The 24733-nt window shown below is 46.8% G+C and carries 26 protein-coding genes, 1 pseudogene and 2 other annotated features; of the genes and pseudogenes, 23 read left to right on the top strand and 4 right to left on the bottom strand.

Annotated elements, in window-relative coordinates; genetic code table 11:
• Window positions 1–80 precede the first annotated feature (80 nt).
• Window positions 81–464: a hypothetical protein gene (locus CYJ37_RS05585; protein WP_009795560.1), complete on the bottom strand. Its 384-nt coding sequence runs from the start codon at window positions 462–464 to the stop codon at window positions 81–83.
• 227 nt (window positions 465–691) lie between these two features.
• Here CYJ37_RS05585 and CYJ37_RS05580 point away from each other — a divergent pair, with 227 nt between their 5' ends.
• Genes CYJ37_RS05580 through CYJ37_RS05570 form a run of 3 tightly spaced genes read left to right on the top strand, consistent with a single transcriptional unit; the run spans window position 692 to window position 4240 of the window.
• A complete protein-coding gene (locus tag CYJ37_RS05580; protein ID WP_009795561.1) occupies window positions 692–1444 on the top strand; it encodes a DeoR/GlpR family DNA-binding transcription regulator in 753 nt (250 codons plus the stop codon).
• Window positions 1441–2352 (top strand): 1-phosphofructokinase, encoded by a 912-nt coding sequence (pfkB, locus tag CYJ37_RS05575; protein ID WP_009795562.1) that lies wholly within the window; start codon window positions 1441–1443, stop codon window positions 2350–2352. The genes CYJ37_RS05580 and pfkB overlap by 4 nt, the downstream gene beginning before the upstream one ends.
• A gap of 13 nt (window positions 2353–2365) precedes the next feature.
• Window positions 2366–4240 (top strand): PTS fructose transporter subunit IIABC, encoded by a 1875-nt coding sequence (locus CYJ37_RS05570; RefSeq protein ID WP_101548365.1) that lies wholly within the window; start codon window positions 2366–2368, stop codon window positions 4238–4240.
• 53 nt (window positions 4241–4293) lie between these two features.
• On the opposite strand, the gene CYJ37_RS05565 is transcribed toward CYJ37_RS05570, so the two are convergent.
• Entirely contained in the window at window positions 4294–4827 is a 534-nt protein-coding gene (locus tag CYJ37_RS05565) for a DJ-1/PfpI family protein (protein ID WP_094768956.1), read from the bottom strand.
• Window positions 4828–4984: 157 nt separating this feature from the next.
• Here CYJ37_RS05565 and CYJ37_RS05560 point away from each other — a divergent pair, with 157 nt between their 5' ends.
• From CYJ37_RS05560 to CYJ37_RS28075, 6 genes and pseudogenes are all read left to right on the top strand, one after another.
• Complete coding sequence (locus CYJ37_RS05560) at window positions 4985–5782, top strand: DUF2935 domain-containing protein (protein WP_101548363.1); 798 nt, start codon at window positions 4985–4987, stop codon at window positions 5780–5782.
• A 91-nt stretch (window positions 5783–5873) separates the two neighbouring features.
• On the top strand, window positions 5874–6224 hold the full coding sequence (locus CYJ37_RS05555; protein ID WP_009795566.1) for a hypothetical protein: 351 nt from the start codon (window positions 5874–5876) through the stop codon (window positions 6222–6224).
• Window positions 6225–6326: 102 nt separating this feature from the next.
• Window positions 6327–6563, top strand: coding sequence for a hypothetical protein (locus tag CYJ37_RS05550; protein WP_009795567.1), 237 nt, complete (start codon window positions 6327–6329; stop codon window positions 6561–6563).
• 146 nt (window positions 6564–6709) lie between these two features.
• On the top strand, window positions 6710–6832 hold the full coding sequence (locus CYJ37_RS27635) for a hypothetical protein (RefSeq protein WP_009795568.1): 123 nt from the start codon (window positions 6710–6712) through the stop codon (window positions 6830–6832).
• 2 nt (window positions 6833–6834) lie between these two features.
• Window positions 6835–7599 carry an alpha/beta fold hydrolase gene (locus CYJ37_RS05545; protein ID WP_101548360.1) on the top strand — a complete coding sequence of 255 codons (765 nt, stop codon included), beginning with the start codon at window positions 6835–6837 and terminating at the stop codon, window positions 7597–7599.
• 1016 nt (window positions 7600–8615) lie between these two features.
• Window positions 8616–9170 (top strand): annotated as a pseudogene (locus CYJ37_RS28075) (methyl-accepting chemotaxis protein); the annotation flags it as partial.
• Window positions 9171–9245: 75 nt separating this feature from the next.
• Here the strand turns inward: CYJ37_RS28075 and CYJ37_RS05535 are convergent.
• A complete protein-coding gene (locus tag CYJ37_RS05535; protein ID WP_009795571.1) occupies window positions 9246–10517 on the bottom strand; it encodes an MFS transporter in 1272 nt (423 codons plus the stop codon).
• 168 nt (window positions 10518–10685) lie between these two features.
• Here CYJ37_RS05535 and CYJ37_RS05530 point away from each other — a divergent pair, with 168 nt between their 5' ends.
• The 12 genes from CYJ37_RS05530 (at window position 10686) to CYJ37_RS05465 (ending at window position 22420) form a co-directional block, all read left to right on the top strand.
• Window positions 10686–11330, top strand: coding sequence for an MOSC domain-containing protein (locus CYJ37_RS05530; protein WP_022544055.1), 645 nt, complete (start codon window positions 10686–10688; stop codon window positions 11328–11330).
• A gap of 61 nt (window positions 11331–11391) precedes the next feature.
• Window positions 11392–11639: a binding site (T-box leader), on the top strand.
• A 42-nt stretch (window positions 11640–11681) separates the two neighbouring features.
• Window positions 11682–11930: a binding site (T-box leader), on the top strand.
• A gap of 73 nt (window positions 11931–12003) precedes the next feature.
• Window positions 12004–13407 (top strand): anthranilate synthase component I, encoded by a 1404-nt coding sequence (gene trpE / locus CYJ37_RS05515; protein ID WP_101548358.1) that lies wholly within the window; start codon window positions 12004–12006, stop codon window positions 13405–13407.
• The gene (locus tag CYJ37_RS05510) at window positions 13391–14002 is read left to right on the top strand and encodes an anthranilate synthase component II (RefSeq protein ID WP_009795575.1); all 612 of its coding nucleotides are present in this window, start codon (window positions 13391–13393) and stop codon (window positions 14000–14002) included. The genes trpE and CYJ37_RS05510 overlap by 17 nt, the downstream gene beginning before the upstream one ends.
• The gene (gene trpD / locus CYJ37_RS05505) at window positions 13974–14999 is read left to right on the top strand and encodes an anthranilate phosphoribosyltransferase (protein ID WP_101548356.1); all 1026 of its coding nucleotides are present in this window, start codon (window positions 13974–13976) and stop codon (window positions 14997–14999) included. Before CYJ37_RS05510 ends, trpD begins: the two co-directional genes overlap by 29 nt.
• Window position 15000: 1 nt before the next feature.
• Entirely contained in the window at window positions 15001–15789 is a 789-nt protein-coding gene (gene trpC / locus CYJ37_RS05500) for an indole-3-glycerol phosphate synthase TrpC (RefSeq protein WP_101548354.1), read from the top strand.
• Window positions 15786–16415, top strand: a complete 630-nt coding sequence (locus CYJ37_RS05495; protein ID WP_101548352.1) for a phosphoribosylanthranilate isomerase — start codon at window positions 15786–15788, stop codon at window positions 16413–16415. The genes trpC and CYJ37_RS05495 overlap by 4 nt, the downstream gene beginning before the upstream one ends.
• A complete protein-coding gene (trpB, locus tag CYJ37_RS05490) occupies window positions 16412–17620 on the top strand; it encodes a tryptophan synthase subunit beta (RefSeq protein WP_009795579.1) in 1209 nt (402 codons plus the stop codon). The genes CYJ37_RS05495 and trpB overlap by 4 nt, the downstream gene beginning before the upstream one ends.
• Window positions 17613–18401 carry a tryptophan synthase subunit alpha gene (gene trpA / locus CYJ37_RS05485; protein ID WP_009795580.1) on the top strand — a complete coding sequence of 263 codons (789 nt, stop codon included), beginning with the start codon at window positions 17613–17615 and terminating at the stop codon, window positions 18399–18401. Before trpB ends, trpA begins: the two co-directional genes overlap by 8 nt.
• A gap of 203 nt (window positions 18402–18604) precedes the next feature.
• Window positions 18605–19393 (top strand): ABC transporter ATP-binding protein, encoded by a 789-nt coding sequence (locus tag CYJ37_RS05480; RefSeq protein WP_009795581.1) that lies wholly within the window; start codon window positions 18605–18607, stop codon window positions 19391–19393.
• Complete coding sequence (locus CYJ37_RS05475; protein ID WP_094768947.1) at window positions 19377–20138, top strand: ABC transporter permease; 762 nt, start codon at window positions 19377–19379, stop codon at window positions 20136–20138. Before CYJ37_RS05480 ends, CYJ37_RS05475 begins: the two co-directional genes overlap by 17 nt.
• An 11-nt stretch (window positions 20139–20149) precedes the next feature.
• The gene (locus CYJ37_RS05470) at window positions 20150–21145 is read left to right on the top strand and encodes an aliphatic sulfonate ABC transporter substrate-binding protein (protein WP_009795583.1); all 996 of its coding nucleotides are present in this window, start codon (window positions 20150–20152) and stop codon (window positions 21143–21145) included.
• Between the two features lie 267 nt (window positions 21146–21412).
• Complete coding sequence (locus tag CYJ37_RS05465; RefSeq protein ID WP_257964179.1) at window positions 21413–22420, top strand: YeiH family protein; 1008 nt, start codon at window positions 21413–21415, stop codon at window positions 22418–22420.
• 99 nt (window positions 22421–22519) lie between these two features.
• Here CYJ37_RS05465 and CYJ37_RS05460 read toward each other — a convergent pair whose 3' ends face one another.
• A complete protein-coding gene (locus CYJ37_RS05460) occupies window positions 22520–23128 on the bottom strand; it encodes a class I SAM-dependent methyltransferase (protein WP_009795585.1) in 609 nt (202 codons plus the stop codon).
• 123 nt (window positions 23129–23251) lie between these two features.
• On the opposite strand from CYJ37_RS05460, the gene CYJ37_RS05455 reads away from it, so the two are divergent.
• Window positions 23252–24061, top strand: a complete 810-nt coding sequence (locus CYJ37_RS05455) for an MBL fold metallo-hydrolase (RefSeq protein WP_009795586.1) — start codon at window positions 23252–23254, stop codon at window positions 24059–24061.
• 18 nt (window positions 24062–24079) lie between these two features.
• The gene (gene cdaS, locus CYJ37_RS05450; protein WP_009795587.1) at window positions 24080–24688 is read left to right on the top strand and encodes a sporulation-specific diadenylate cyclase CdaS; all 609 of its coding nucleotides are present in this window, start codon (window positions 24080–24082) and stop codon (window positions 24686–24688) included.
• Window positions 24689–24733 lie beyond the last annotated feature (45 nt).

The raw sequence follows: 24733 nt of genomic DNA, 5'->3' as shown, positions 1-24733 counted from the left end.
CAACAATATGTAGTGCTGATTCCTGGTGGATTATCAATATGTTGTACCATGATTGTAGCATAGTTAAAAACCAACAGCAATCATAAAGCGATAAAATAATAAAAATATGGAAGGAGAAGCATGGCGCTCCCTGCAATTAGCAGAATCCGAGCCGTATTTGTCGAAAGCCTGCCGCTATTTTTCCATTTTTTATACCAGCTCCACCTCTGCAGATTTGTCTTATAAAGAAGAAAAAGAAGCATGCATAAAGCAGCAGACTGAATATAGAATGGCAGACCGAACGCTTTGCCTGTTATATCTTCATCTGCCGGAACCGCAAGTTCAAGAATCTTTTCATGGAATGACCCAAAAAGGGCAAACGCAGCAACAGCAATGATGATTACTTTAATCAATTCAAGATAAAAACCGCCAATATTTTTCACTGAGACACTCTCCAAAACATTTATATATTTTTGCTCTTTCATTATAGCCTCCCTTTATACAGCTAACAAAACATAACGATTATCAAAATAATTAAAATAAAACAAAAACATTCATAAACAATCAAATATTGAATCTATTTGATTGTTTATGAGTGAAAATGATTGATTTTTGAAATCGATTCCATTACAATTGGCTTACATAATAAATCTTAAACTTCTAAGCCAAAAGCCATGAAGCGGCAATAATAAAGAGCTGGGAGGTGACAATCTTGCTGACGCCAGAGAGACATCAGCTCATTCTGCAAATGCTTAAAGAGAAGCATACAGTTAAAATACAGGAACTTGTAGAAATGACAGATTCCTCAGAATCAACCATCAGACGGGATTTATCACAGCTTGAAAATGATAAATTTTTAAAAAGGGTGCACGGAGGCGCTGCCAGGCTGCAGGGAAAGCTTCAAGAGCCGAGCATGGTTGAGAAATCATCCATAAACCGTCATGAGAAGAAGGATATTGCCAAGTATGCAGCAGGCCTTGTAGAAGAAGGGGATTGCCTATATCTGGATGCAGGGTCAACCGTTCAGGAAATGATTCCCTTTCTGCCTCTGAAAGACATTGTTGTCGTGACAAATGGCCTTATGCATATTCAAAGCCTTATGGAAAGAGGGATTAAGACCTTCCTTGTGGGCGGGTATGCAAAGCCGCACACAAATGCCATCATAGGCAGGGGAGCCTTAGCGAGCCTTGGGCAATACAGGTTTGATAAATGCTTTATGGGTGTTAATGGAATTCATCCGCAGTTCGGCTATACCACACCGGACCAGGAGGAAGCAATGATTAAGCAGACAGCTATTTCACTGTCGAGGGAAGCATATGTACTTTCGGATAGTTCGAAGTTTTCTGAAATCGCTTTCGCAAAAATTGCTGAGCTCCATGAAGCCTCCATTATCACAAATGAACTTGATGCAGACAGCAGGGAACAATTTATAAGTAAAACAAAAATTAAGGTTGTGACAGCATGATTTATACATTGACACTTAATCCTTCAGTTGATTATATTGTCGAGCTTGACAATGTCGAGATAGGCAGTTTGAACAGGACAAAAAGTGAATCTAAATTTCCAGGAGGAAAAGGCATCAATGTTTCCCGAGTCCTGAAAAGGATGGGAGTTGACAGCGAAGCAATCGGTTTTGCCGGCGGATTCACCGGCAGATATATCACAGACTCTCTCCAGGAAGAGAATATTAGAACCCGTTTTGTCCAGGTAAAGGATGACACGAGAATCAATATCAAATTGAAAAGCGGTCAGGAAACTGAAATCAATGCCAGGGGGCCTGAAATCAGCAAGGAAGACCTGGATGCATTGACTTTTGAAATCAGCCGGCTGGGACAGGGAGATATGCTTGTGCTTGCAGGAAGCATCCCTTCCACAATGCCGGACAACACGTATGAAGCATTCGCGAAGATGTGCCATGAAGCAGGTGCAGGATTTGCAGCAGACGCAGAGGGCGAGCTGCTTAAAAAGGTTCTTCCGTACCGTCCTTTCCTGATCAAGCCGAATCACCATGAACTTGGAGAATTATTTGGCACAGAGATCCATACGTGCGAAGAAGTGCTTCCATACGCTAAGAAGCTTATCGAAATGGGTGCGCAAAACGTCATTATTTCACTGGCAGGGGAAGGTGCTGTATTCGTGAATGAAGATATGGCCATCGCGGCGACTGTTCCAAAGGGCATCTTGAGAAGCTCGGTGGGAGCAGGCGACTCTATGGTTGCCGGATTTCTTGCCGAATTCAGCCGGAGCGGCAGCTATGAGGCAGCATTTAAATACAGTGTAGCTTCCGGCAGTGCAACAGCCTTTTCTATTGGCCTGTGCACGATTGAAAAAGTAGAAGAGCTGCTGCCTCAGGTAGCGGTCAGAATAATATAAAGGGGAGAGCTTTATGAAAATTACAGAGCTGTTGACAAAAGATACAATCCTGCTCTCTATTAATGGCAGGGATAAGCGCGGAGCGATTGACCAGCTGGCAGAGACACTGGATAGAGCTGGAAAGCTTAATGATATTTCCGCTTTCAAAGAGGCCATTCTTAAAAGAGAAGAACAGAGCACTACGGGGATCGGGGACGGCATTGCGATTCCCCATGCGAAAACCGCGGCGGTTTCCAATGCTGCAATTGCGTTCGGCAAGTCAGCTGAAGGGGTGGATTATGATTCACTGGACGGACAGCCGTCACATCTATTCTTCATGATTGCTGCCCCTGAAGGTGCGAACAATACCCACCTTGAGGCACTTTCCCGCCTTTCTTCCATCCTTATGAGAGAAGAAGTGCGCAGGGAGCTTATGGAAGCGGATTCTGCGGAAACCGTTTTGAATATCATTAATGCACATGATGAAGAAGGCGAAGAAGAAGAGCAGAGCATGGAAAACAAAAAAGATTTCATCGTCGCCGTCACAGCCTGCCCTACAGGAATTGCACATACCTACATGGCAGCAGATTCCCTGAAAGCAAAAGCGGCTGAGCTGGGCATTGATATTAAGGTAGAGACCAATGGTTCCGGCGGAGCTAAAAATGTCCTCACCCGGGAAGAAATTGAAAACGCAGCTGCAGTTATTGTGGCAGCAGACACAAAAGTGGAAATGGAACGCTTCAAAGGGAAGCATGTCATTCAGACCGCTGTAGCAGACGGCATCCGAAAGCCTAAGGAGCTTATTGACAGGGCTGTTAAAAAAGATGCGCCGGTCTATCAGGGATCAGGCAATGCTTCATCTGAAGACAGCGGAAATAAGGAGAAAAAGGGCGGCATCTACAAGCATTTGATGAACGGTGTTTCCAATATGCTTCCGTTTGTTGTCGGCGGCGGAATCCTGATTGCGATTTCCTTTATGTTCGGCTATAACTCTGCGGATCCGAACGATCCTTCTTACAATGAATTTGCAGCGGCACTTATGACAATCGGCGGCGGCAATGCCTTTGGCCTGCTGGTTCCTGTGCTTGCCGGCTTCATTGCAATGAGCATCGCGGACCGTCCGGGCTTTGCACCTGGTATGGTCGGTGGTTTCATGGCAGCGAGCGGCGGGGCTGGATTCCTTGGCGGCTTGATCGCCGGATTCCTTGCCGGTTACATTGTTGTACTGCTTAAGAAGCTCCTATCCGGGCTTCCGGCTGCTCTTGAAGGAATAAAGACGATTCTGCTTTACCCGCTTCTTGGAATATTACTGACTGGCCTTGCCATGCTGTATGCAGTGAATGAGCCAGTCGGTGCACTGAATAATGCAATTACAGACTGGCTTGCCGGTCTCGGCACCGCCAATGCTGTACTGCTGGGTATTGTACTGGGCCTTATGATGGCCTTTGATATGGGAGGCCCTGTCAACAAGTCAGCATATGTATTTGGAACAGGCCTCCTGGCAAACGGCGTCTATGAGCCGATGGCTGCCATCATGGCGGCAGGTATGGTTCCGCCGCTTGCCATCGCTCTGGCTACTACTTTCTTTAAGAATAAATTCACGAAACAGGAAAGAGATGCAGGCACTGTCAACTATATCATGGGTGTATCTTTCATCACGGAAGGTGCCATCCCATTTGCGGCAGCAGATCCAATCAGGGTCATCCCATCTATCATGGCGGGTGCTGCCACAACCGGTGCTCTGTCCATGCTCTTTAACATCGGCCTCCGGGCACCTCACGGCGGAGTGTTTGTTTCCTTCCTAGTAGAAGGAAATGCGCTGCTGTATCTTTTGGCTATCCTGATTGGCTCGGTTGTATCTGCCGTCCTGTTGGGAATCTTTAAAAAACCTGCAGCACAAGTGAAGTGAAAATGACCGGAAAGCCTCTGTGCTTTCCGGTTTTTTCTTTTCTCAATAGTATCTCACCGATACCAGCCAGGGTTAAAATCAAGCTCCAGCACCTGGCCGAATTTAATGGCAAAGTCCACAAAGGCATTGCCCTTCGCTGTCAATATTCCCCTGTCAAACACATAAGGGGCGTCTACATATCTTTCTTCATTGAAAACCCCTAAGAACTCCCTGGACTGTTTGGAAATACCCGCTGTGTAAGAACGGTCATCCAGGATGCCGGATTTCGCCATAAGGTAAGGCGCACTGGAAATTGCGGCAATGACGGCATCTTGTTTATATCCGCTCCGGATAAAGCTGAACAAGTCATCTTCCGCCAGCAGGTGCTTGAAATCATCAACACCTGGAAGTATCAGACTCTGGTATTGGGAAATCTCTGCCTCATTAAGAGAAATATCGGGATTGCACGAAAGTCCTGCTTCTCCTATTACAGGTTCATCATCAAGGCCGATGAAGACCTTTGGATGATTTGCCTGCGTCAATACAGAAATGACGGCTGATAATTCGTACTCGCTGAATCCGGGATACAGAATAATGGCTGTAGTCATCTTTCATACCTCCAATTCAAGGGAATTTACAATACTATTCGCCGCTCCTGCAGTAAACCCTTTTCAGTCCGTGCTTAATCCTGCTTCTTGGGCCAGGCATATTCTCAGTCAAGTTTAATATGAATGAGAGAAGAAGTTTTAACAGGGAGGGAAACATATGGCCAAAACATTCGAAGAAGCAGCAAAGGAAGAAAACGGATTCTGGCTGCAGATCCTCGGGGATCATGCGCGGTTCATCCATGATGCCCTGGCGCCGTCTGAAAAGGAAAATATCCGGACAGCGGAATATTTTATAACGGTCTTCGATGAATTGCTCGCACAGTCAGGAAGCGCAGATCCTATACAATTAAGCATACTGGCAGAAGGAGAGGCTGAAAAGCTGCGAGGCTTTAAGCTGAAGCTGATTGAAGAGCATCTGACCGGCAAAATCAAAATACATCTTGGCCCGACCTTCATCAACCATATGGTGAACGAGCTTGAGGAATACCTGCTTGTGCTTAGTTACTTAAAAAAAGGTGAAGCTCCGCCAGTATTTCATGAGCTTCATCATCATCTGATCTGGCTGCTTGATGCTGCGGGTCATGCTGGTGCGATATCAGACAATATGGACCGGATCGAGAAGATGATTAAAGAAAAAAGCGATGATTATACAAAACATTTTGAGGGCTTTTACTTAAAGGCTGTAGAGCTTACCGGATTTTTGAGGACGAATATCCAAAGCTTTCCGGCACTGGACCGGTTTAACAAAAACGTCAAGCTCGAGATGAAGTTATTTATGAATTTCCTGGATGAAATTGAAGAGCTTGAACTCTCAAACCAGGCCCTCGGAACGTTTGCTCCCCTGATGGCCGACCATATGTTCAGGGAAGAATGCTATTATTTGTCTAAGCTAGCCGAGGCACAGTCAGAAGGAAAGCCGGACTGTGATCCAGCGAAACCCCGGCTTCAGTATTAGCAAGCATTTCCCGGGCTGATAATATTACGCATTTTAACCTTCTCTAATGTGAACATACTAAAAAAGAACACATTTTGAGGAGGAATTCTTAGTGAAAAAAAGAGCAGCATCCATTCTGGCGATATTGTCCATTGTCCTGCCTTTGTCAGCCTGCGGCACAAACAACAATCAAATGAATGAGCCGGAAGAGATGAATTATACACCAATGCGCAATAATGGCGATGGTTTTGATAACGACCAGGTCAATCAGCCTAATAATGACAGCAACAGAGTTATTCCTTCCCGCTATGTTGATCCGGCTGACATGAGGCAGCTTGATGAACAAATTGAAGAGCAAAATGAAAGCAGCGAAGACTGGAGCGACCGGGGAATGCGAAACGACGAGACGCCGAAGACTGAAGACAAACCGGATCTTGGCGGAAATTTGTCTGGTGAAAGATAAAAGGAAAAAGCACAGCCGCAGAAATGCGGCTTTTTCTGTTTATGTGATAATCCCCATGGATTAGGGTAAAGGGTAAAAAACTAATCAGATTGCAGGGATTGTATGGACATTTTAAAATGGGGCTATATGCGGAGGGGGCAAAGAAAAGCAGTCTTTGATAAGTACCCGAATACCACTGTTATTTTCCGCCGGGTCAGGGGGTATTTCCTTGTTTACAGCATCGGATGGAATGAGAAAGACGGCGTTGTGGATCGAAGTGATATAGAACAGATGGAAATCCTTCTGAATAATGAGCTGGGACTGCTGGGAAATTACAAGGAAAGAGGCGGCAGGATCTAGCCAGCCGGTAAATCAAGGCAATCCGTTTCAGGTGCATGGCAGTTCTCTAATGCGAGCCATACTATTAAGGCAGCCAGGGATATGGCTGGAGACATAACGCACCAGTAATGGCTGTCCAATCATGCTTCAGAAGGAGACTAAATTTCATGACTAAGCGCAATAGAAAAACGAAATCCGGCCTGCAAAGCGCCAAGAGCATAAACGATATGGAGTTTTCAAAGGATATGACAGCTTCAGAAAAGAAAGCTGAGAAACAGAGGCCTCACTGACTTTGGCCAGTTTTGAATATCGGGGCGGGAGGATTTTTTATGAAGAGATGGGGAGCGGGATTCCGTTAGTCTTCATTCACCCGCCTGGTATGGGAAGCGAGGTTTTTGAATGCCAAAAGCCCCTTTCTGGATGGTTCAGGGTTATTCTTCCAGATCTCAGCGGGCACGGCAGATCACCTGTCTGTCAGACAAACATATCTATTGGCGGGTATGCTAATGAAATAGCCGCTCTGCTGGATTCCCTGAAGATTGAAAGAGCAGCAGTTCTTGGATATTCTGCCGGGGGGCTGATCGCACAGGAATTTGCCCTCACTTATCCGGAGAGGGCTGCGGCGCTCATCCTGGCAAGCGGCTACCCGGAGGTCCAGTCAGCTGCATTTAAGTATGAACATCTTGCAGGCATGTATATGATCAAGCATCATCCGGATATCCTGATCCCGCTGCTTGCGGCAAGCCATACGCGAGATCATGCTTACCGGGCCAGGCTGGCGGAGCATATGGAGCTTGCAGACAAACAGATATGGTTCCAGTTCTACGGCCAGTCACTGCATTATAGTTGCACAGACAGGCTGAAAGAGCTCAAGGCTCCGCTGCTTCTGATGTACGGTTCCCGCGATTTTGCCAATCAGCATATCAGATCATACAAAAAGCACATTGATTGTCAATCAGCTGTCATTAAAAAAGTGGCCCATCAGCTGCCTACAAAAAAATGGCAAGCTTTTAACCAGGTTATACTTGGATTCCTTTTTTCGGAGGCAAAAATTTAGAACAGCCAGAGTGCTGTTCTTTTTAGCGTAAAAAAGCTTTTCTTAGGTATTATTTCCCATTATAATAAAGTTACTGAATTTATGCTGAGTAAATTTAGGAATAGATGATCAGGAGAATATATATGACAGATTACTTGGCTGACCTGCATAAACGGAATCTATTGCTTGTCTATCTTTTATGGGCATGCGTGATACTTGGGGTTGCAGTAGCATCGGATACACCCAAAACAGTAGTGACCATATTGGCAGCGGGAGGGCCATTCTCCCTGTTTTGCAGCTTTATGATTTGGAGGAAAAAGGCCATCCCTCTTATCATGTATTTTATATCAATAGGATTGGCAGTCGTTTCTTTCTTTTTTGTCCAATCGACTGCTGAATTCACAAATTTGCTTATTTTCTTTTTAGCGCTTGGGATCATCTCCCTGTATCATAATTACCGGCCGCTTCTCTTGAATGGACTGATCGCACTGGTGATGATGAACTATTTCCTGGCTGTTAAACCGGATTATGGCGAGGTTGATAAACTGGCTGTTAATGCATTTTTCATTTTGGTGCTTTCGGCTCTTACCGCCCAAAGCGTGCTGGGGAACGGGATGCTGAAAAAAGTTGAATCAGGCAGAAAGCAGTCAGAGCTCCAAAAGCAGAAAACGGAAGTGGTCCTGCAGGAAGTTCAAAGAACAATCGAGGTATTGGGAAAGTCAAACCGAGGATTGAATGAAAATGCAGAAGTAACGGGAAAAATTACAGGTGAGGTGGTCCTCGCTTTCCAGGAGCTTGCAGGAGGGATTGAATCTCAGGCTGCAAGTATTACAGATGTTAATTCCGCTATTCAGGATGTGTATGATGGAGTTATGAAGGCAAATGAGGCATCAGGCATCATGGAAGCCTCTTCAACTGCTTCGGCTGAAATGACGCTGCAGGGTAAAGAAAAGATGGACAGGCTCTATGAAAAAATGAACAGGATTGGAATGATGGTTGAAACGACCAATTCTGTCATGGCGAAGGTCAATGAGGAAAACAAACAGATTGAGGGCATTGTCAAACTGATTGCCGGCATTGCAGATCAAACCAATCTATTATCACTGAACGCCGCAATTGAAGCAGCCCGGGCAGGCGAGCATGGCAAGGGGTTTGCCGTTGTGGCCGAGGAGGTCAGAAAGCTTGCCCAGCAGGCTCATGATGCTTCCGGCCGGATAACAGGGATTCTGGAAGGGATTCAAGGCACATTCAAAGAGGCAGCGGAGCTGATCGGGAACGGTATGGCTGAGGTCTCTGATGGAAGGCAGTCAGCGGAAGAGGCGGAGAACCTGTTCTCATCTATCCAGGAACAGTCTTCTGCTGTCTTGGGACAGGCGGAATATCTAAGGTCACTCAATGAGCAGCTCCAGGAGGCTGCAGCCAGCGTCCGGGAAGAAATGACTGCTGTTGCAGCCATCACCGAGCAGTCGGCAGCTTCCGTTGAAGAAGTGCTGGCAAGCGCAGAAGTGCAGGAACAGCGGGTAATGGGAATTGTTGAAAACATCCGCGAGCTGAACGAAATGACAGGGAGCCTGGAGAAAGCGATAAAATGACTTAAAGCCCGGCTATTTTGCCGGGCTTTTGGTTTGCCGATTCATTCTTTTCCGGAAGACCCGCTGTATGCTCCCCTACCCCTCTTTATCCGGCTTTATGGCAAACAGGACTGCCAGTGCAGCGAGAATGGAAACTCCGCATAATATATAAAACAAGAGCTGATCTGACTGCTTAACGATGATTGCGACAGCTGGCGGGCCTGCTGCTACGCCGATGAACCTCATCGAGCTGTACAGTGAGCTGATCGTCCCTCTTTCTTCCTTCTCAATGCCCTCAGTGATCAGGGCATCCAGGCAGGGCAGGCTGACACCGATTCCGATTCCCCCAACAGCAAACATGGCCATGAGAAACCAGAGATTGGTTGAGAATCCTAGGATTCCGACTGAGGCAGCCAGCAGGATGCTGCCGGAAAAAGTAATCCACTTCATCAGCGACTTATTCTCTTTGATCAGCTTTCCGGTAATATAGGACGATAAACATAGAGCGCCTAATGGAATGGCAAGAAACAGCCCTTTTTTCACATCTTTGATATCATACTGCTTTTCAAGGATATCAGAGAGGTGAAACAGCACTCCGAATAATACGAACATTAATATGATGCCTGCCACAAAAATGGCATAAAGCCATTTGCCATTATTTTTGAAGATTTCCTTGATTTTTTTGAAAAAAGCTTTAAAGGGAATAGGCTCTGTCCGCTTCTCAGGTGTTTTTACCAGCAAGACCATCAGAAGGATAGAGATGGCACAAAATACCGGAAAAGCAAAAAAAGGCAAAAACCATAGGAAACCTGCCAAAAAGGCGCCAAGAATCGGGCTTAATACCTTGCCAAAGGTGTTTGAAGTTTCTATCACTCCAAGAGAACTGCTGACTTCTTCCTCGTTCTTGAACATATCCCCCACCAAAGGCATGACAATAGGCGCCCCTCCAGCTGCGCCAATCCCCTGCAGTGATCTTCCAATAAGGATAAGCCAGTAGGGATCAGCCATCTTCCAGGATGCCCAGCCGGATATAAGACCGCCGACAGCAGCAATCAGGAGACTGGGAATGATAACCTTTTTCCTTCCGATATGGTCTGAAAGGTATCCGGCAAGCGGTATCAGAATAATGGCCACAATGCTGTACACCGTAATGATCATACTGGACTGGAAGGAAGAAATGCCAAGCTCCCGCTCCATGACAGGCAGAACTGGAATAAGCATGGAATTCCCCAGTGTCATAACTAGAGGGATTGAGGAAATAGAAAGGACAGCCCATTTTTGATTATGCGTGTCATTATTCTTCTGGCTTTTCTTTTCCTTTGCTTTTTTCTTGGATTTCTTTAAAACGACTTTCTCCACATGCTCCATTTGAAAACCTGCCTCCTGTGTTGATACTATTACTATTAGCAAACAGGCTGACTTCTTTCCCTGCTATTTTTTGGCAAAGAGAAGGGTTGGAACATTCCGCCAAAAGAGATAGAATAGGGAATAATGCCAGCGGGCAGACTAATTGGGTTCATGGAGGGGAAAAAAGCAATGAAAGGCCGGATTATTGAATTCAGCATAGGCAAACCAAAGCAATTTGACTGGAAAGGAAAAAAAGAAACTTCTGCAATAGGGAAAACTCCACTGGAGGAAGCCAGACTGGTGCCAGAGGGTTTTGCCGGCGACGGTGTCGCCAATCCTGATTTCCATGGCGGCCCTGACAGGGCAGTATGTTTGTATCCTTACGAGCATTACAGCATGTGGGAAAAAGAATTTGGAAAAGTATTTCAGCCCCCGGCATTCGGAGAGAATATCTGTGCAGAAAATATGAAGGAAGAAGATGTTTTCATCGGGGATATTTTCACACTGGGCGATGCGGTCATCCAAATCACCCAGGGGCGGGTGCCGTGCTCGACCATCTCTAAGTTCAATGAAGCAGATAAGCTGCTGGCAAGAATCGTGGAGACAGGATTTACAGGATATTTTTTCAGGGTGATCGAACCAGGCGTTGTCCGGAAAGATTCACCAATGATCCTTCTTGAACGGAAGCAGGAGGATATTTCGGTCTTGGAGGGAAATGAAATCTTTTTCCGGGGGCGGAAAGATGCCAGAGCAATGGAGAAGATGCTCAGTATAGAGGCGCTGGCGGATGTCTGGAAAACGAAGCTCCAAAAGGCTTTGTATAATATTACATAAATTTATATAAAAAATGATTTGACAAACGGATATATCCGATTTATCATAATAATCAATATATCGCACGGCAATGACGAAGAGTAGTAACTTTTGCAGATGCTTTAGAGAGCTGATGAATGGTGGGAATCAGTGCAGATGCAATCGTGAATGGACTTCCGAGCCTCCAAACCGAACCCTTTTGAGCAGTAGGCTTTGGCGAACAGTCTCATCGTTACAAGAGACAGATGGCAGGAATATTGTCCTGCTGTCTGTAAAGTGAGCTGATTGATCAGCTAATGAAGGTGGCACCACGGGTTTCTCGTCCTTTTTATAAGGATGAGGGACCCTTTTTGTGTTATACAAAAAAGAATATAAAAATCGCTGAACAAGAGGAGTAGCAGAGCATTCGTTCGTTACAGAGAGCCGGGTGTGGTGGAAGCCGGCACGAACAGCATTGTGAATGGACTTGTGAGAGGCATCCTGAAAAAAAGTAGGGATGCACGGGATTCCGCCGTTATCAGGATAGGGTCTGCAGGGCTGAAAGTCTTGCGCACCCGAAAAGAGAGAGCATTTCTTGCTCTAACCAGAGGTGGCACCGCGGTCCGGAATATCGTCCTCTATATGCACAATACCTGTGCGTATAGGGGACTTTTTTTATAGGAGCCGAGCCGAGAAAAGCATAGGAGGAAAAATAATGAGCAGAGCAGAGGCAGTACCAGGCATTCTGATTGAAGAACTGGAAGGTGATATACTGACGCCCATCAGCATTTATCAGCGGATCAGCGGGGAAAAAAAATTCCTGCTTGAAAGTTCGCTGAAGCATGAGCGCTCAGGAAGATATTCGTTTATCGGTGCAGATCCTGTATTTGAATTAAAGGGGAATGGCGGCAAAAGCATTCTGATCAAGGGAGGAGAAGAAACCGAATTGGAGGAGCCTGCCCTTGAAATGGTAAAAAAACTGCTTCCTGAAATACCCATGCATGCACCCTTTCCCCTAGCAGGAGGAGCGGTGGGCTATGTCGGGTACGACAGCATCAGGCAGTATGAGGATATCGGAAGTATCCCAAAAGATGAATTGGGAGTTCCGGATGTGCATCTGATGTTCTTTGAAATCATGGCTGTCTATGACCATGCTGAACAGAAAGTTTACCTGATCGGCACCTCTCTGACACCCGATACGACAGAAGAGAGCCTAAGGCACGGGATTGCCGGACGGAGAAAGGAAATAGAAGAAGGCTCTGCCGGTCCTTCTGACAGCGGTATAAAGATATCAAGGTACTCGGCTTCAGAAACGAAAGAGTCTTTTGTTGAAAAGGTAAAGAAAGCCAAAGAGTATATCATCCAGGGAGATATCTTCCAGGTGGTGCTTTCACAGCGTATGCAGGCAGACATTGAAGGAGATCCGTTCTCGTTCTACCGCAGGCTCCGTATTCAGAATCCTTCACCATATATGTATTTTCTGAATTTTGGTGAATATGCAGTCGCCGGTGCATCTCCGGAAAGCCTGATCAAGGCAGATTCTGACAAAGTAACCACGAACCCCATTGCCGGAACAAGGCCTAGGGGAAAGGACGAGGAAGAAGATGAGAGGCTGTCAGCCGACCTTTTGAACGATGAAAAAGAGCTTGCCGAGCACCGGATGCTCCTGGACCTTGGTAGAAATGACCTTGGCAGGGTTTGCGAATTCGGTTCAGTAAAGATAGAGAAATACATGCAAGCCGAGAAATTCAGGCATGTCATCCATTTGGTTTCTGAGGTATCCGGAAAGCTGAAGCCGGATTATTCACCCGCAGATTCACTTGCTGCCTGCCTGCCGGCAGGGACAGTATCAGGCGCACCGAAAATAAGGGCGATGGAAATTATTAATGAACTGGAGGAATACAAGCGGGGTGTTTATTCAGGGGCGATCGGCTATTTTTCTGCGGGAGGCAGTATGGACTTCGCGCTTGCGATCCGCACCATGCTGATAAAGGGGAATAAGGCCTACATCCAGGCTGGGGCAGGCATCGTACATGACTCGGTGCCCGAAAAAGAGTATGAAGAAACCATTCATAAATTAAGGGCATTTTTGGAGGATCAAGATGATTTTATTAATTGATAACTACGATTCATTTACGTATAACCTGTATCAGTATTTGGGAGAGCTTGGCGAAGAAATAAAGGTTGTCCGGAACGACAAGATCAGCCTTGATGAAATAGGCAGCATGAAACCTGAAGCCATTGTATTGTCTCCGGGTCCCGGCCGGCCGGAAAACGCAGGCATTTGCATAAATCTGATCCAGGAATTCTGCAGCAGAATCCCGATCCTCGGGATTTGCCTGGGACATCAGGCCATTGGCCAGGCATTCGGTGCCAGTATCGAGAAGGCTTCCAGAATTATGCATGGAAAAACATCAAAGCTTAAGCATACCGGCTCTTATTTGTTTCAATACATGGAGCAGCCCATCGATATCATGAGATATCACTCACTTGTCATCCAGACCGGAACGCTTCCGGCACAATTCAAGGTGCTGGCGAGATCGATGGATGATCAGGAAATCATGGCCATCAAACATGAAGACTACCCGCTCTTCGGCCTTCAGTTTCACCCGGAATCAGTCGGGACGATAAACGGAAAAAGGATGCTGGCAAACTTTTTATCGGAAATCAGGAAGGAGAATAGCTATGAGGCACATACTGGAACGCTTATCTGAACGGACAGAACTGACGGAACCAGAGATGATGGAGGCGATGGCCCACCTGCTGTCCGAAGAGGTGACAGACAGTGAAATTGCGGCTTTCCTGGTCGGGCTGAAAACAAAGGGAGAAACGGTTGCTGAAATCGCAGCGCTGGTGAAAGGCTTAAGGGGCAGAAGCCTTAGGTTTGAAAAGAAAATTCCCGGAGCCCTGGACAATTGCGGGACTGGCGGGGATGGATCAAAAAGCTTCAATATCAGCTCAACCAGTGCATTTGTCATCGCAGGAGCGGGAATCCCTGTTGCCAAGCATGGAAACAGGAGCGTGTCCAGTAAGACTGGGAGCGCTGATGTCCTGGAGCACTTGGGGATCAACCTGAACCTGGCGCCGGAGCGTCTTGAAGAAATCCTCCAGGAAATTGGCATTGCCTTTCTTTATGCACCGCATGTTCATCCTCAGATCAAAAGGATCATGAAGGTAAGGAAGGATTTAAGGATTCCGACGATTTTCAACCTGATTGGGCCTCTCACCAATCCGATGGAGCTTGATTCACAGCTTCTGGGGATCTACAGAAGGGATTTGCTTTCCATGTTTGCAGAGGTACTCAATGAACTGGGGCGTAAAAGAGCGGTTGTATTGAACGGTGCCGGATACATGGACGAAGCTTCCCTCCAGGGAGAGAACCATTTGGCTATCCTTGACAACGGGAAGATTACACAGCAAATCCTCCGGCCTGAAGAGACTGGGCTTGGCATATATAGTAATGAAGAAATACGTGGCGGAGATTCAAAGGAAAATGCGGAAATCCTGCGGAAGGTGCTCAGCGGTGAAAAAGGGGCATATCGTGATACTGTCCTGCTGAACAGCGGGATTGGCATTTTCGCCGGCGGAAAAGCGGATACCATCCAGGAGGGAATCAAGCTTGCTGCAGAAAGCATTGACAGCGGTGCTGCACTGGAGAAGCTTGAACTCCTGGTTAACGCCGGCAGCAAGTTCAAACAAGAGGTGATATAAGATGGCGACCATTTTAGATAAAATTATCGAAGAAAAAAAACGGGAAGTTGCAAGGCTGAAAGCTTTTGGGCTGCCTGAGATCCCTGAAACACCAAAACGGTCTTTCATTTCCAGACTTGAAGCAGCCGAACATTTGAGCATCATTGCCGAATTCAAGCGGGCTTCGCCTTCAAAAGGCGATATTAGCATGGATGCATCACCGGCCGAACAGGCTGCCAAATATGTTGAATATGGTGCCGATGCTATTTCCGTATTAACTGACACGTCCTTTTTTAAAGGAAGTTTTGAGGACCTGGCAGCAGTCAGAGGCGCTGTCGATGTCCCGATTCTCTGCAAGGATTTTATGATTGATAATATTCAAATTGCCAAAGCAAAAAGTGCAGGGGCCGATATCATTCTGTTGATCGCAGCAGCGCTTGGGGAAGGGCAGATGAATGAGCTGTACCAGTATGCTTCCAGTTTGGATCTTGAGGTACTGGTAGAGGTTCACAATGAGGGGGAAGCAGAAAGAGCCATAGCAGCAGGCAGCAGGCTGATAGGGGTTAACAACCGTGATTTGCGGACATTTAATGTAAATCTCTCTGTTACAGAAAGCCTCGCTCCGGCAATTAGAGAATCAGGTGCATTTCTGATCAGCGAAAGCGGCATGAAAACGGTCGAGGATGCTAAAAGAGCAGTCTCTGCAGGGGCAGGAGGCATCCTTGTCGGGGAAACCTTCATGAAAGCCTCTGATCTTGAATCATCGCTCAGCGGCATGAAGCTTCCTTTAAAGGAGGTGCGGATCCCATGAAGGTGAAAATCTGCGGCATCACTGATCTGGAGAACGGTCTTTATGCAGCCAAAAGCGGGGCCGATGCATTAGGATTTGTTTTTGCCGAAAGCAGGCGCCGCATCGCGCCTGAGGAAGCGGCCGAAATAATAGCAAAGCTTCCCGGGGGGCCCCTGAAGATTGGCGTCTTTGTTAATGAATCCAAAGAAATAATTGAAAAAACGGCGGAAATTGCCGGATTGGATATGGTCCAGCTTCATGGTGATGAGACTCCGGAATTCTGTGCAGGCATCAATCTGCCAGTCATTAAAGCCCTGAGTGTGCAAGGTGAGGAAGATCTTGCCCGGATTGCGGAATATCCTTGTGATTATATCCTCCTGGACAGCCCAAAGGGAAAATACAGGGGCGGGAACGGAATCGCCTTTGACTGGAGTATTCTTGAAGGCAGGGATTTTGGCGGTAAAAAAGTAATCCTTGCAGGCGGTTTGAATCCAGAAAATGCAAGAGAAGCAATCCGTAAGGCAGCGCCTTTTATGGCTGATGTCAGCAGCGGCGTGGAAAAGGACGGAAAAAAAGATCCCGCCCTGATTGCGGAATTTATAGCAGAAGCAAAAAATGCGCTCAAAAATGAGGAGGAAGTAAAATGACAGCAGTCTATACGATGCCAGATGAAAAAGGGCATTTCGGCATATACGGTGGAAGATATGTGCCCGAAACACTTATGCAGGCAGTTACAGAACTGGAGGAAGAATATAAAAAGGCCCTCCAGGATGAAAGCTTTACAAAGGAACTGAACAGTCTTCTGAAAGACTATGTTGGCCGGGAAACGCCGCTTTATTTTGCCGAAAACCTGACGAAGCATGCAGGAGGGGCTAAGATTTTCCTGAAAAGGGAGGATTTAAACCATACCGGCGCTCATAAAATCAATAATACGATCGGCCAGGCTTTATTGGCAGTCCGCATGGGGAAGAAGAAAATCGTTGCAGAAACTGGGGCAGGGCAGCATGGCGTAGCCACTGCAACCGTCTGTGCCCTGCTGAATCTTGAATGCGTCATTTATATGGGGGAAGAGGATATCAGAAGGCAGGCACTGAATGTATTCAGGATGGAACTACTGGGAGCGAAGGTCGTCGGTGTCAGCTCAGGCAGCAGCACATTGAAAGACGCAGTCAATGAAGCGCTGCGCTACTGGGTAGCCAATGTATCAGACACACACTATATACTCGGCTCTGTGATGGGGCCCCATCCATTCCCGATGATTGTTAGGGACTTCCAAAGCGTGATTGGGGCTGAAACGAAGCAGCAGTATCTTGAAAAAGAAGGAAAGCTCCCGGATGCGGTTGTAGCCTGCATCGGAGGGGGAAGCAATTCCATGGGGATGTTTTATCCTTTCATAAAAGACAAGAGTGTCCGCATGTATGGTGTGGAAGCAGCAGGCCTTGGGGTAGATACCGGAAACCATGCGGCATCATTGACTAAAGGAAAACCTGGTGTGCTTCACGGAGCCCTTATGTATCTGCTGCAGGATGAGGACGGCCAGATCCAGGAAGCACATTCCATCTCGGCAGGCCTCGATTATCCGGGAGTAGGACCTGAGCACAGCTATCTTAAGGATACTGGCAGGGCAGTCTATGAATCTATCACAGATGAGGAAGCTCTTGAAGCGCTTAAGCTGCTGTGCAGGCTAGAAGGAATCATTCCGGCACTCGAAAGCGCCCATGCTGTAGCTTTTGCCTTAAAGCTTGCAGGGACGATGAATAATAGTGAAGGAATTGCCGTCTGCCTGTCAGGGCGGGGGGACAAGGACGTAGAAACGGTGAAAGCCAGATTAGGAGGGAAGAAGGATGAATAGAATTGAAAAAGTGTTCCGCCTTTTGAAAGAAAAAGAGGAAAAGGCCTTTATCCCTTATATTATGGCAGGAGATGGCGGGCTTGCCACACTGGGGGACAAAATCACGTTTCTTGAAAAATGCGGTGCCACAGCTGTAGAAGTCGGCATTCCCTTTTCGGACCCGGTAGCGGACGGCCCGGTCATCGAAAAGGCGGGAATCCGCTCGCTGAAAGAAGGGACTACGCTTAAAACAGTCCTTGAAACCTTGAAAACGATCAGGCCGATCGTCCATATCCCTATCATTATCATGACTTATGTAAATCCTGTCATGGCTTATGGAATCGAACGGTTTACAATGGAAGCAAGCAAGGCTGGTGTAGACGGCCTGATCCTTCCAGATCTCCCTCCTGAAGAAGAAGATCTGATTGCACCCCATGCAGAAAGGGACGGCCTTGAAATCATCAGGCTTGCTACATTGACAAGCCCGATTGAGCGGATACAGCAAATTTCGGAAAAGGGAAATGGCTTTTTATATGCGGTCACAGTCAAAGGGACAACGGGTGCAAGGAGAGATTTTTCCGGAGAGCTTCAGGAGCATTTGCAAAAGGTAAAGAGTGTAAGCAGGCTGCCCGTGCTCGCTGGATTCGGCATCTCAACCCCCGAACATGTCAAGGCTATGAATCAAATCTGCGACGGTGTGATCGTCGGAAGCAAAATCGTCCAGCTTTTTGAAGAAAATAATCTTGAAGAAATCGAGAAGCTCATTAAAGCTTCCAAAAAGGAAAATGCCTTTCAGCCATAATGAAAAGCCTCTCCCGATTAAGGGGGAGGCTTATTTTTTTCCATTCTCCAGCTGCTGAAATACTCTGCCATGCTTGGTTTATGCCGTTAATTTATTATGGGTTTTAAATTTATTCTGAAAGCTTGACATGCCCGGTGAATACATTATAATTACATACTATATCCGAGTATTATAATAAGATTTCTTAGAATAGGTGGTTTTCTGTGTTTATTGATGTTCAATCTGTAAATAAACAGTATTTTGATAAAAACGGCATGGCCGCAGATGTGCTGAAGGATATAAACCTGAGCATTGAAAAAGGCCAGTTTATATCGATCCTCGGTCCTTCCGGCTGCGGTAAATCAACACTGCTGAATATTGTGGCAGGCCTTACCTCAGCGACGAGCGGCAGTGTCCTGATCGATCAGCAGAAGGTGACAAAGCCGGGCAGGGACAGGGGGATGGTTTTCCAGCAGGCCGCATTATTTCCATGGCTGAATGTACTGGAAAATGTGACATTCCCGTTGAAAAAGGAAATGTCAAAGAGTGCGGCTAAGGAGACAGCACTCAGATATCTGCAGATGGTTCAGCTCGGCAAATATCCCGGCCATTATCCGCATGAACTGTCCGGCGGCATGCAGCAAAGGGTCTCAATTGCGCGGGCCCTGGCCATGAATCCTGAGATCCTGCTCATGGATGAACCCTTTGGGGCCCTAGATGAACAAACAAGATCAAGGCTTCACCAGCAGCTTGAAAAGATCTGGATGGAGACAAAGAAAACGATTCTCTTTGTGACCCACAGCATCTCCGAATCTATTAAGCTCTCTGACCGCATCATAGTGATGGGCACCAAGCCGGGAACGATCCTCCAGGACATCACGGTGGATCTCCCCCGGCCAAGAGACCAATATAAAAAGGAAATGCTTGAAATAGAAGATCATATTATGAGCTATCTAAAAAAGGAAATCGATAAAGTCGTAAGCGAGGAATTAGCCAATGAAACCAGCAATTAAACGAATCATCTTCTTTGCAATCGTCATTGGCTTATGGGAGCTGGGCTCAAGGATGGGCCTGTGGCTGCCGACCATCCTTCCATCGCCGACTGATGTGTTCCAATCACTCGTGACAGGAATCAGTGATAAAACACTTCTTTATGATCTTGCGGCCAGCTTCAGGAGACTGCTTATTGGCCTTGGCATCAGTCTAGTGCTGGGCTCGGCCCTCGGGATTCTGCTTGCCAAATCAAAGACGGCCGATGAAACACTGGGCACCGTCATCCTTGCGCTCCAAAGCGTACCGAGCATCGTCTGGCTGCCGCTTGCGATCATGTGGTTCGGCTTAAATGAAGTGTCTGTCATCTTTGTTGTCATTCTTGGCGGCACTTTTGTCATGACCCTGAATATGAGGGTCGGAATCAAGAATGTTTCACCATTGTTCATTCGTGCGGCACAGACAATGGGCTCCTCAGGGATCGACTTGTTCACAAGGGTCATCTTCCCAGCCTCAATCCCATATGTCGTGACAGGGGCAAGGCTTGCATGGGCATTCGCATGGCGTGCATTGATGGCAGGGGAACTGCTCAGCACGGGTCCGGGACTCGGGTATACGCTGAGATATGCTTCTGATTTCGGGGACATGAGCCTTGTAATCGCCGTCATGATTATTATCGGGGTCATTGGTTCCATTGTGGACCAGCTGATTTTCCAGCGTATTGAAAAATCGGTACTTGAAAGATGGGGACTTGAAAATAACAAATAGGGGGAAATAAAATGAAAAAGAAAGCCTTTATCTTCATGGCGTCATTATTGACAGCTGCTGGGATCCTCTCAGGCTGCGGATCCTCAGAAAACAGCTCGGGCTCTAAAGAAAAAATCGTTATCGGCTACTTCCCGAATATCAACCATGTGCCTGCGATGGTTGCAAAGGACCAGGGCTTCTTCCAGAAGCGCCTTGGAGATGGAACAACGATCGAATATAAGACTTTTGCGGATGGTGGCCAGTTTATGACTGCGCTCAAAACAGGTGATTTGGATGCCGGTCTGGTCGGTCCCGGACCTGCGATGAATAATTATTCTACTGGAGCAGATGTTAAGCTGATTGCCGGAGCTTCTACAGGCGGCACAGTTGTTCTGGCAAGTAAAGACAGCGGCATCAAGACAGCAGCTGATTTTGCGGGGAAAACGTATATTACGCCTGCAGTCGGATGTACACATGATGTTCAATACGAAACTTACCTGGAAGAGTCCGGCATCACATCCGAAAGGATCGGCGGAACAATGAAACACCTGACTGGAAATCCGGCACAATATGCCAATATGCTGAAATCCGGCAAGATTGATGTAGCGGTTGCTCCTGAACCATGGGCTGCAGTAATTGAAGAAGAAACCGATGCTAATGTTGTCATCGGCTGGGATGAAGTCGCTTTCGGGGAAACCCTGCCGGCGTCTGTCATGGTAACATCAGGAAAAGCAATTGAAGATAATCCTGAAGTGATCCAAAAGATTGTCGAAGCCCACAAGGATGCTGTGAAATATATTACAGAGAATCCAGAGCAGGCAAAGGAAATCACAATCAAGGATATTAAAGAGGTTACTGGCCAGGAGCTGGAAAAGTCAGTTGTAGACAAAGCCTGGGAACGCATTGGCTTTACTTATGAAGTGGATGAGGATACAGTCCAGGCATTTGCAGACTCTTCTTATGCATTAAAGTTCCTGAAAGAGAAACCTGATTTCTCGAATTTTATTGATAAGGAATTTATCAACTAAGAAAAGCTGAGGGAGATTATCGAGCGCCAAGGACGCGACTTGGATATCGACGAAGTATGCTTGAAATCCGGAAAAATATTTACCGATAAAAGGAGCATCAGGCTTTCGGGCCTGATGCTTTTTTATCGGAATTTTCTTGCTATTCCCGCAGATTTTACTAAGAGTCCTTTTATGTTAAGATTATTTGTGGATTTTAACAAAATAAGAGAAGAGCAGTTTTATAGAAGCTATAAATTTGCCTTATCATCAGGGAGTAGTGAGAGAAAGATGGAACGGCTACAGCAAGCGGCCGCCAGGCTTCCGCAATGGTTGCCGGGGCTCATTTTGGCTATTGCGATTGCAGCAGCGGCAAAATTTCTGGGCGGCATTTTTCCTTTGGTCGGCGGAATATTATTTGCCATCCTGATAGGGGCTGCCCTTCGCAACACAGCAGGCATAAACCCGGTTTTTGAACAGGGGCTTACACTGACGGTTAAAAGGCTTCTCAAAGCCGCAGTCGTATTGCTCGGGGCCGGCCTGAATATTTTTGATATTTTTGAAATAGGGAGGCAATCCCTGCTCATTATTTTTGTATCTGTTTGCTCAGGCATACTTCTTACACTTTGGTTCGGGCATTTTCTGAAGCTTGGTAAGACCTTATCACTATTGATCGGGGTGGGGGCAAGCATTTGCGGAGCAACGGCCATTTCAGCTGTAAAAGGTCTCCTGGGGGCAAAGGACGATGAAACCGCATACGCCATCTCGACAATCGTTTTTTTCAACCTGATTGCCTTTTTTCTATATCCGATCATCGGTCATGTATTTCATATGAACGAGCAGGCTTTCGGAATATGGGCAGGTACGGCAGTCCATGATACCTCCTCTGCAATTGCAGTCGGATATGTTTATGGAAATGAAGCAGGGGAAGTTGCGACCACGGTCAAGTTGGGAAGGACAATATTCCTTCTGCCGCTGATACTCATCCTCCCTATCCTGATGGGAACGGCAGATAAAAGCAGCCGGGCAGGTTCTTTCAAAAAAGCCTTTCCCTGGTTCATCGTCTGGTTTCTGGCTGTCAGCATGCTCAATTCATTCGGAGCATTTCCAGCTGCAGTCCAAGATCTGCTGAGCAGCATTTCAAAGTTTGTCATTATAATGGTCATGGCGGCTGTCGGCCTGCAGACAGACCTTAAACAGTTTGCCAAACTCGGCGTAATGCCGCTGCTTACAGGACTATTTGCATCGGCTGCGGTATCGCTCATCAGCTTTGGGCTGGTCTATTGGCTGATTCTGTGATTCTAAATATAAGAAATGAAAAAATGGAGCCCTTCACTGAAGGAGCTCCATTTTTCAGTATGCTTATTCTTGCGATCGAAGTTTGATTTTCAGCCGTTTTTATTGCCTGCCTTTTTTGGCGGTCACACATACAGCCAGTACAGGCTGCACATCCTTAAAGGATGCCTGTATTTCTTCGTAGCCTGCAGAGGCCAGATCTGCTTCAATGACTTTTGCCAGATTTTTTGTAATAAGGGTGTCAGCATCTTTCTCGCGCGGCTGTACAGTTATGGCAATTTCTCCGCCGGCCTCCGTAATTTCATAAAGCATGCCCAGGGTTTCCCTTGGTTTAGTCCAAAGGGGATAATTGTTTATTGAAACAATTTTATGATAGGTGTCCAGGTCTGATGCAATGCTGTGTATATCTCCTGTAAACAGCCTGACCCTTCCTTCATCTATCCATTCATTATTCCTCTTTTCCGCAGATGCTGCCATGTCTGGTGAGAGATCAACTCCATCGATATAGACACAGCGGAATCGGTTCATAATATATTTTATGCAATAACCGGGACCGTATCCGACTTCAAGGATGCGGTCCTTGTTCTTAATATTAAGCTTCTTGGCCGTCCAACTGTTGATGGTCCGATTTTCGCTGTACATAATTTTGCCTGCCAGCTTGCCGAGCATTCCCTTAGGGTTTTCAAATTGTCTTGCAAGTATATTGAACATGGGGTTCACCTCTAGAAAGAATATTTATATATAAACCACATCCGGCTGCCTGTTAAACCTTTCTATCGAAAAAAAACAAAAAAACGGGGATAGTAAGAATAATTCTTCAGTAGGAGGCACGAAATGGAACAGCAAAAAACATATGTCGAGAAACACAGGATTGCAGAAAATGTATACGTTTATAGAACGGCAATTGCGAATATCGCTTTTTTAACAGGGCTGGGCCCTAAAGGGAGAGATTGGATTCTTGTCGATGCAGGCGTGCCTTTATCCGGCGGTTTCATCATCAGGTTTGCAGAGAAGATGTTCGGGAGGGAATCCAGGCCTCTTGCCGTCCTGATGACACACGCTCATTTTGATCATATAGGCGGGTTGAGGGCAATACTTTCTAAATGGGATGTTCCCGTCTATGCACACAGAGCTGAGCTTCCGTATCTGACAGGAAAAGAAACCTATCCGCCGGCAGACCCTGCTGTCGGGAGAGGATTAATGGCCCTGATATCGCCTTTATATCCCAGAAGGCCGATCGATATCGGGGAGAGCGCTAAGGAACTCCCTGAGGATGCTTCCTTGCCCGGTCTCCCGGGATGGAGGTGGATACATACCCCGGGCCATACTCCCGGGCATGTATCTTTTTTCCGGGATGACGACGGTGTTCTGCTTGCAGGCGATGCCTTTATTACTGTTAAGCAGGAGTCACTGATGGCTGTAATGAGCCAGGCTAAGGAGATACATGGGCCGCCGGCATATTTTACACCTGATTGGGACACCGCAGGACAATCGATCCGCAAGCTGGCTGCTCTTAATCCGAAAGCGGCATTAACGGGGCACGGTCAGCCATTTTATGGAAAAGAACTCACGGAAGGGCTGGAAAAGCTTACAAAAGGTCATGAAACGTTTGTGGTTCCCAAGCAGGGGAAATATGTTCATTAACACAGAACTGTTAAAAGGATGGATAGCGTGAAATATAGCGAAAAGCATTATAGAAGTGACCTTGCCCGCTATTTCCGCGATATAGAAGGACAGCTGGGGACGGTCGAGACTACGATGAAAGAGCTGGACTGCTGTATACTGACAGAGTTCGAAAAGCTGCAAAAGCTCGTAGCAGATGCCCAGAACCTGGCTTCAACCTATTATCTCCAGACCTTCCTCTCTCCGTTCAGCAAAGAGTATGCCGGCATTTCGCTTGCTGCCCAAAGGCTGTCAGAGAAAAGGCATGGAGCCCTTATTGTCGTGCAGCGGGAAGAATCGCTTGCAGCATTCCTCCATAATGGCGTCCCGGTTACGGCCAATGTCAGCCCGATTTTGATTGAAACGATCTTCTATCCGGGCAACCCGCTTCATGACGGCGCCATGCTGATTGAAAAGGATAAGATCATTTCAGCAGGCAATATCCTTCCTGTGGCGGATACGGAGCTTCAAGGCAAGAAGGTCGGAACGAGGCACCGTGCTGCCATGGGGCTGTCTGCACAGACAGACGCTTTGGTCATTGTTGTTTCTGAGGAAACCGGCCGGATTTCCTTCTCGGTGAAAGGAAAATTATACAGTATAAAAAACTGATTCCAATAGGGGTCAGTTTTTTTCAGCCCAATTTGATGGGTAATT

Source organism: Bacillus sp. UMB0728, assembly GCF_002858875.1.
Lineage (GTDB): Bacteria > Bacillota > Bacilli > Bacillales > Cytobacillaceae > Bacillus_AB > Bacillus_AB infantis.
Note: the sequence above shows the minus strand (reverse complement) of the source record. Positions and strands in the feature narration are given on the sequence as shown.

What these genes read in the sequence shown, in the direction of transcription:
- cdaS (WP_009795587.1), top strand. Translation starts at nt 24,080, where the DNA reads ATGGATAGCGTGAAATATAGCGAAAAGCATTATAGAAGTGACCTTGCC.
- CYJ37_RS05495 (WP_101548352.1), top strand. Translation starts at nt 15,786, where the DNA reads ATGAAGGTGAAAATCTGCGGCATCACTGATCTGGAGAACGGTCTTTAT.
- CYJ37_RS05470 (WP_009795583.1), top strand. Translation starts at nt 20,150, where the DNA reads ATGAAAAAGAAAGCCTTTATCTTCATGGCGTCATTATTGACAGCTGCT.
- pfkB (WP_009795562.1), top strand. Translation starts at nt 1,441, where the DNA reads ATGATTTATACATTGACACTTAATCCTTCAGTTGATTATATTGTCGAG.
- CYJ37_RS05570 (WP_101548365.1), top strand. Translation starts at nt 2,366, where the DNA reads ATGAAAATTACAGAGCTGTTGACAAAAGATACAATCCTGCTCTCTATT.
- trpE (WP_101548358.1), top strand. Translation starts at nt 12,004, where the DNA reads ATGAGCAGAGCAGAGGCAGTACCAGGCATTCTGATTGAAGAACTGGAA.
- CYJ37_RS27635 (WP_009795568.1), top strand. Translation starts at nt 6,710, where the DNA reads ATGACTAAGCGCAATAGAAAAACGAAATCCGGCCTGCAAAGCGCCAAG.
- trpC (WP_101548354.1), top strand. Translation starts at nt 15,001, where the DNA reads ATGGCGACCATTTTAGATAAAATTATCGAAGAAAAAAAACGGGAAGTT.
- CYJ37_RS05455 (WP_009795586.1), top strand. Translation starts at nt 23,252, where the DNA reads ATGGAACAGCAAAAAACATATGTCGAGAAACACAGGATTGCAGAAAAT.
- CYJ37_RS05475 (WP_094768947.1), top strand. Translation starts at nt 19,377, where the DNA reads ATGAAACCAGCAATTAAACGAATCATCTTCTTTGCAATCGTCATTGGC.
- CYJ37_RS05535 (WP_009795571.1), bottom strand. Translation starts at nt 10,517, where the DNA reads ATGGAGCATGTGGAGAAAGTCGTTTTAAAGAAATCCAAGAAAAAAGCA.
- trpD (WP_101548356.1), top strand. Translation starts at nt 13,974, where the DNA reads ATGAGGCACATACTGGAACGCTTATCTGAACGGACAGAACTGACGGAA.
- CYJ37_RS05465 (WP_257964179.1), top strand. Translation starts at nt 21,413, where the DNA reads ATGGAACGGCTACAGCAAGCGGCCGCCAGGCTTCCGCAATGGTTGCCG.
- CYJ37_RS05550 (WP_009795567.1), top strand. Translation starts at nt 6,327, where the DNA reads ATGGACATTTTAAAATGGGGCTATATGCGGAGGGGGCAAAGAAAAGCA.
- CYJ37_RS05510 (WP_009795575.1), top strand. Translation starts at nt 13,391, where the DNA reads ATGATTTTATTAATTGATAACTACGATTCATTTACGTATAACCTGTAT.
- CYJ37_RS05560 (WP_101548363.1), top strand. Translation starts at nt 4,985, where the DNA reads ATGGCCAAAACATTCGAAGAAGCAGCAAAGGAAGAAAACGGATTCTGG.
- CYJ37_RS05565 (WP_094768956.1), bottom strand. Translation starts at nt 4,827, where the DNA reads ATGACTACAGCCATTATTCTGTATCCCGGATTCAGCGAGTACGAATTA.
- CYJ37_RS05585 (WP_009795560.1), bottom strand. Translation starts at nt 464, where the DNA reads ATGAAAGAGCAAAAATATATAAATGTTTTGGAGAGTGTCTCAGTGAAA.
- CYJ37_RS05530 (WP_022544055.1), top strand. Translation starts at nt 10,686, where the DNA reads ATGAAAGGCCGGATTATTGAATTCAGCATAGGCAAACCAAAGCAATTT.
- trpB (WP_009795579.1), top strand. Translation starts at nt 16,412, where the DNA reads ATGACAGCAGTCTATACGATGCCAGATGAAAAAGGGCATTTCGGCATA.
- trpA (WP_009795580.1), top strand. Translation starts at nt 17,613, where the DNA reads ATGAATAGAATTGAAAAAGTGTTCCGCCTTTTGAAAGAAAAAGAGGAA.
- CYJ37_RS05460 (WP_009795585.1), bottom strand. Translation starts at nt 23,128, where the DNA reads ATGTTCAATATACTTGCAAGACAATTTGAAAACCCTAAGGGAATGCTC.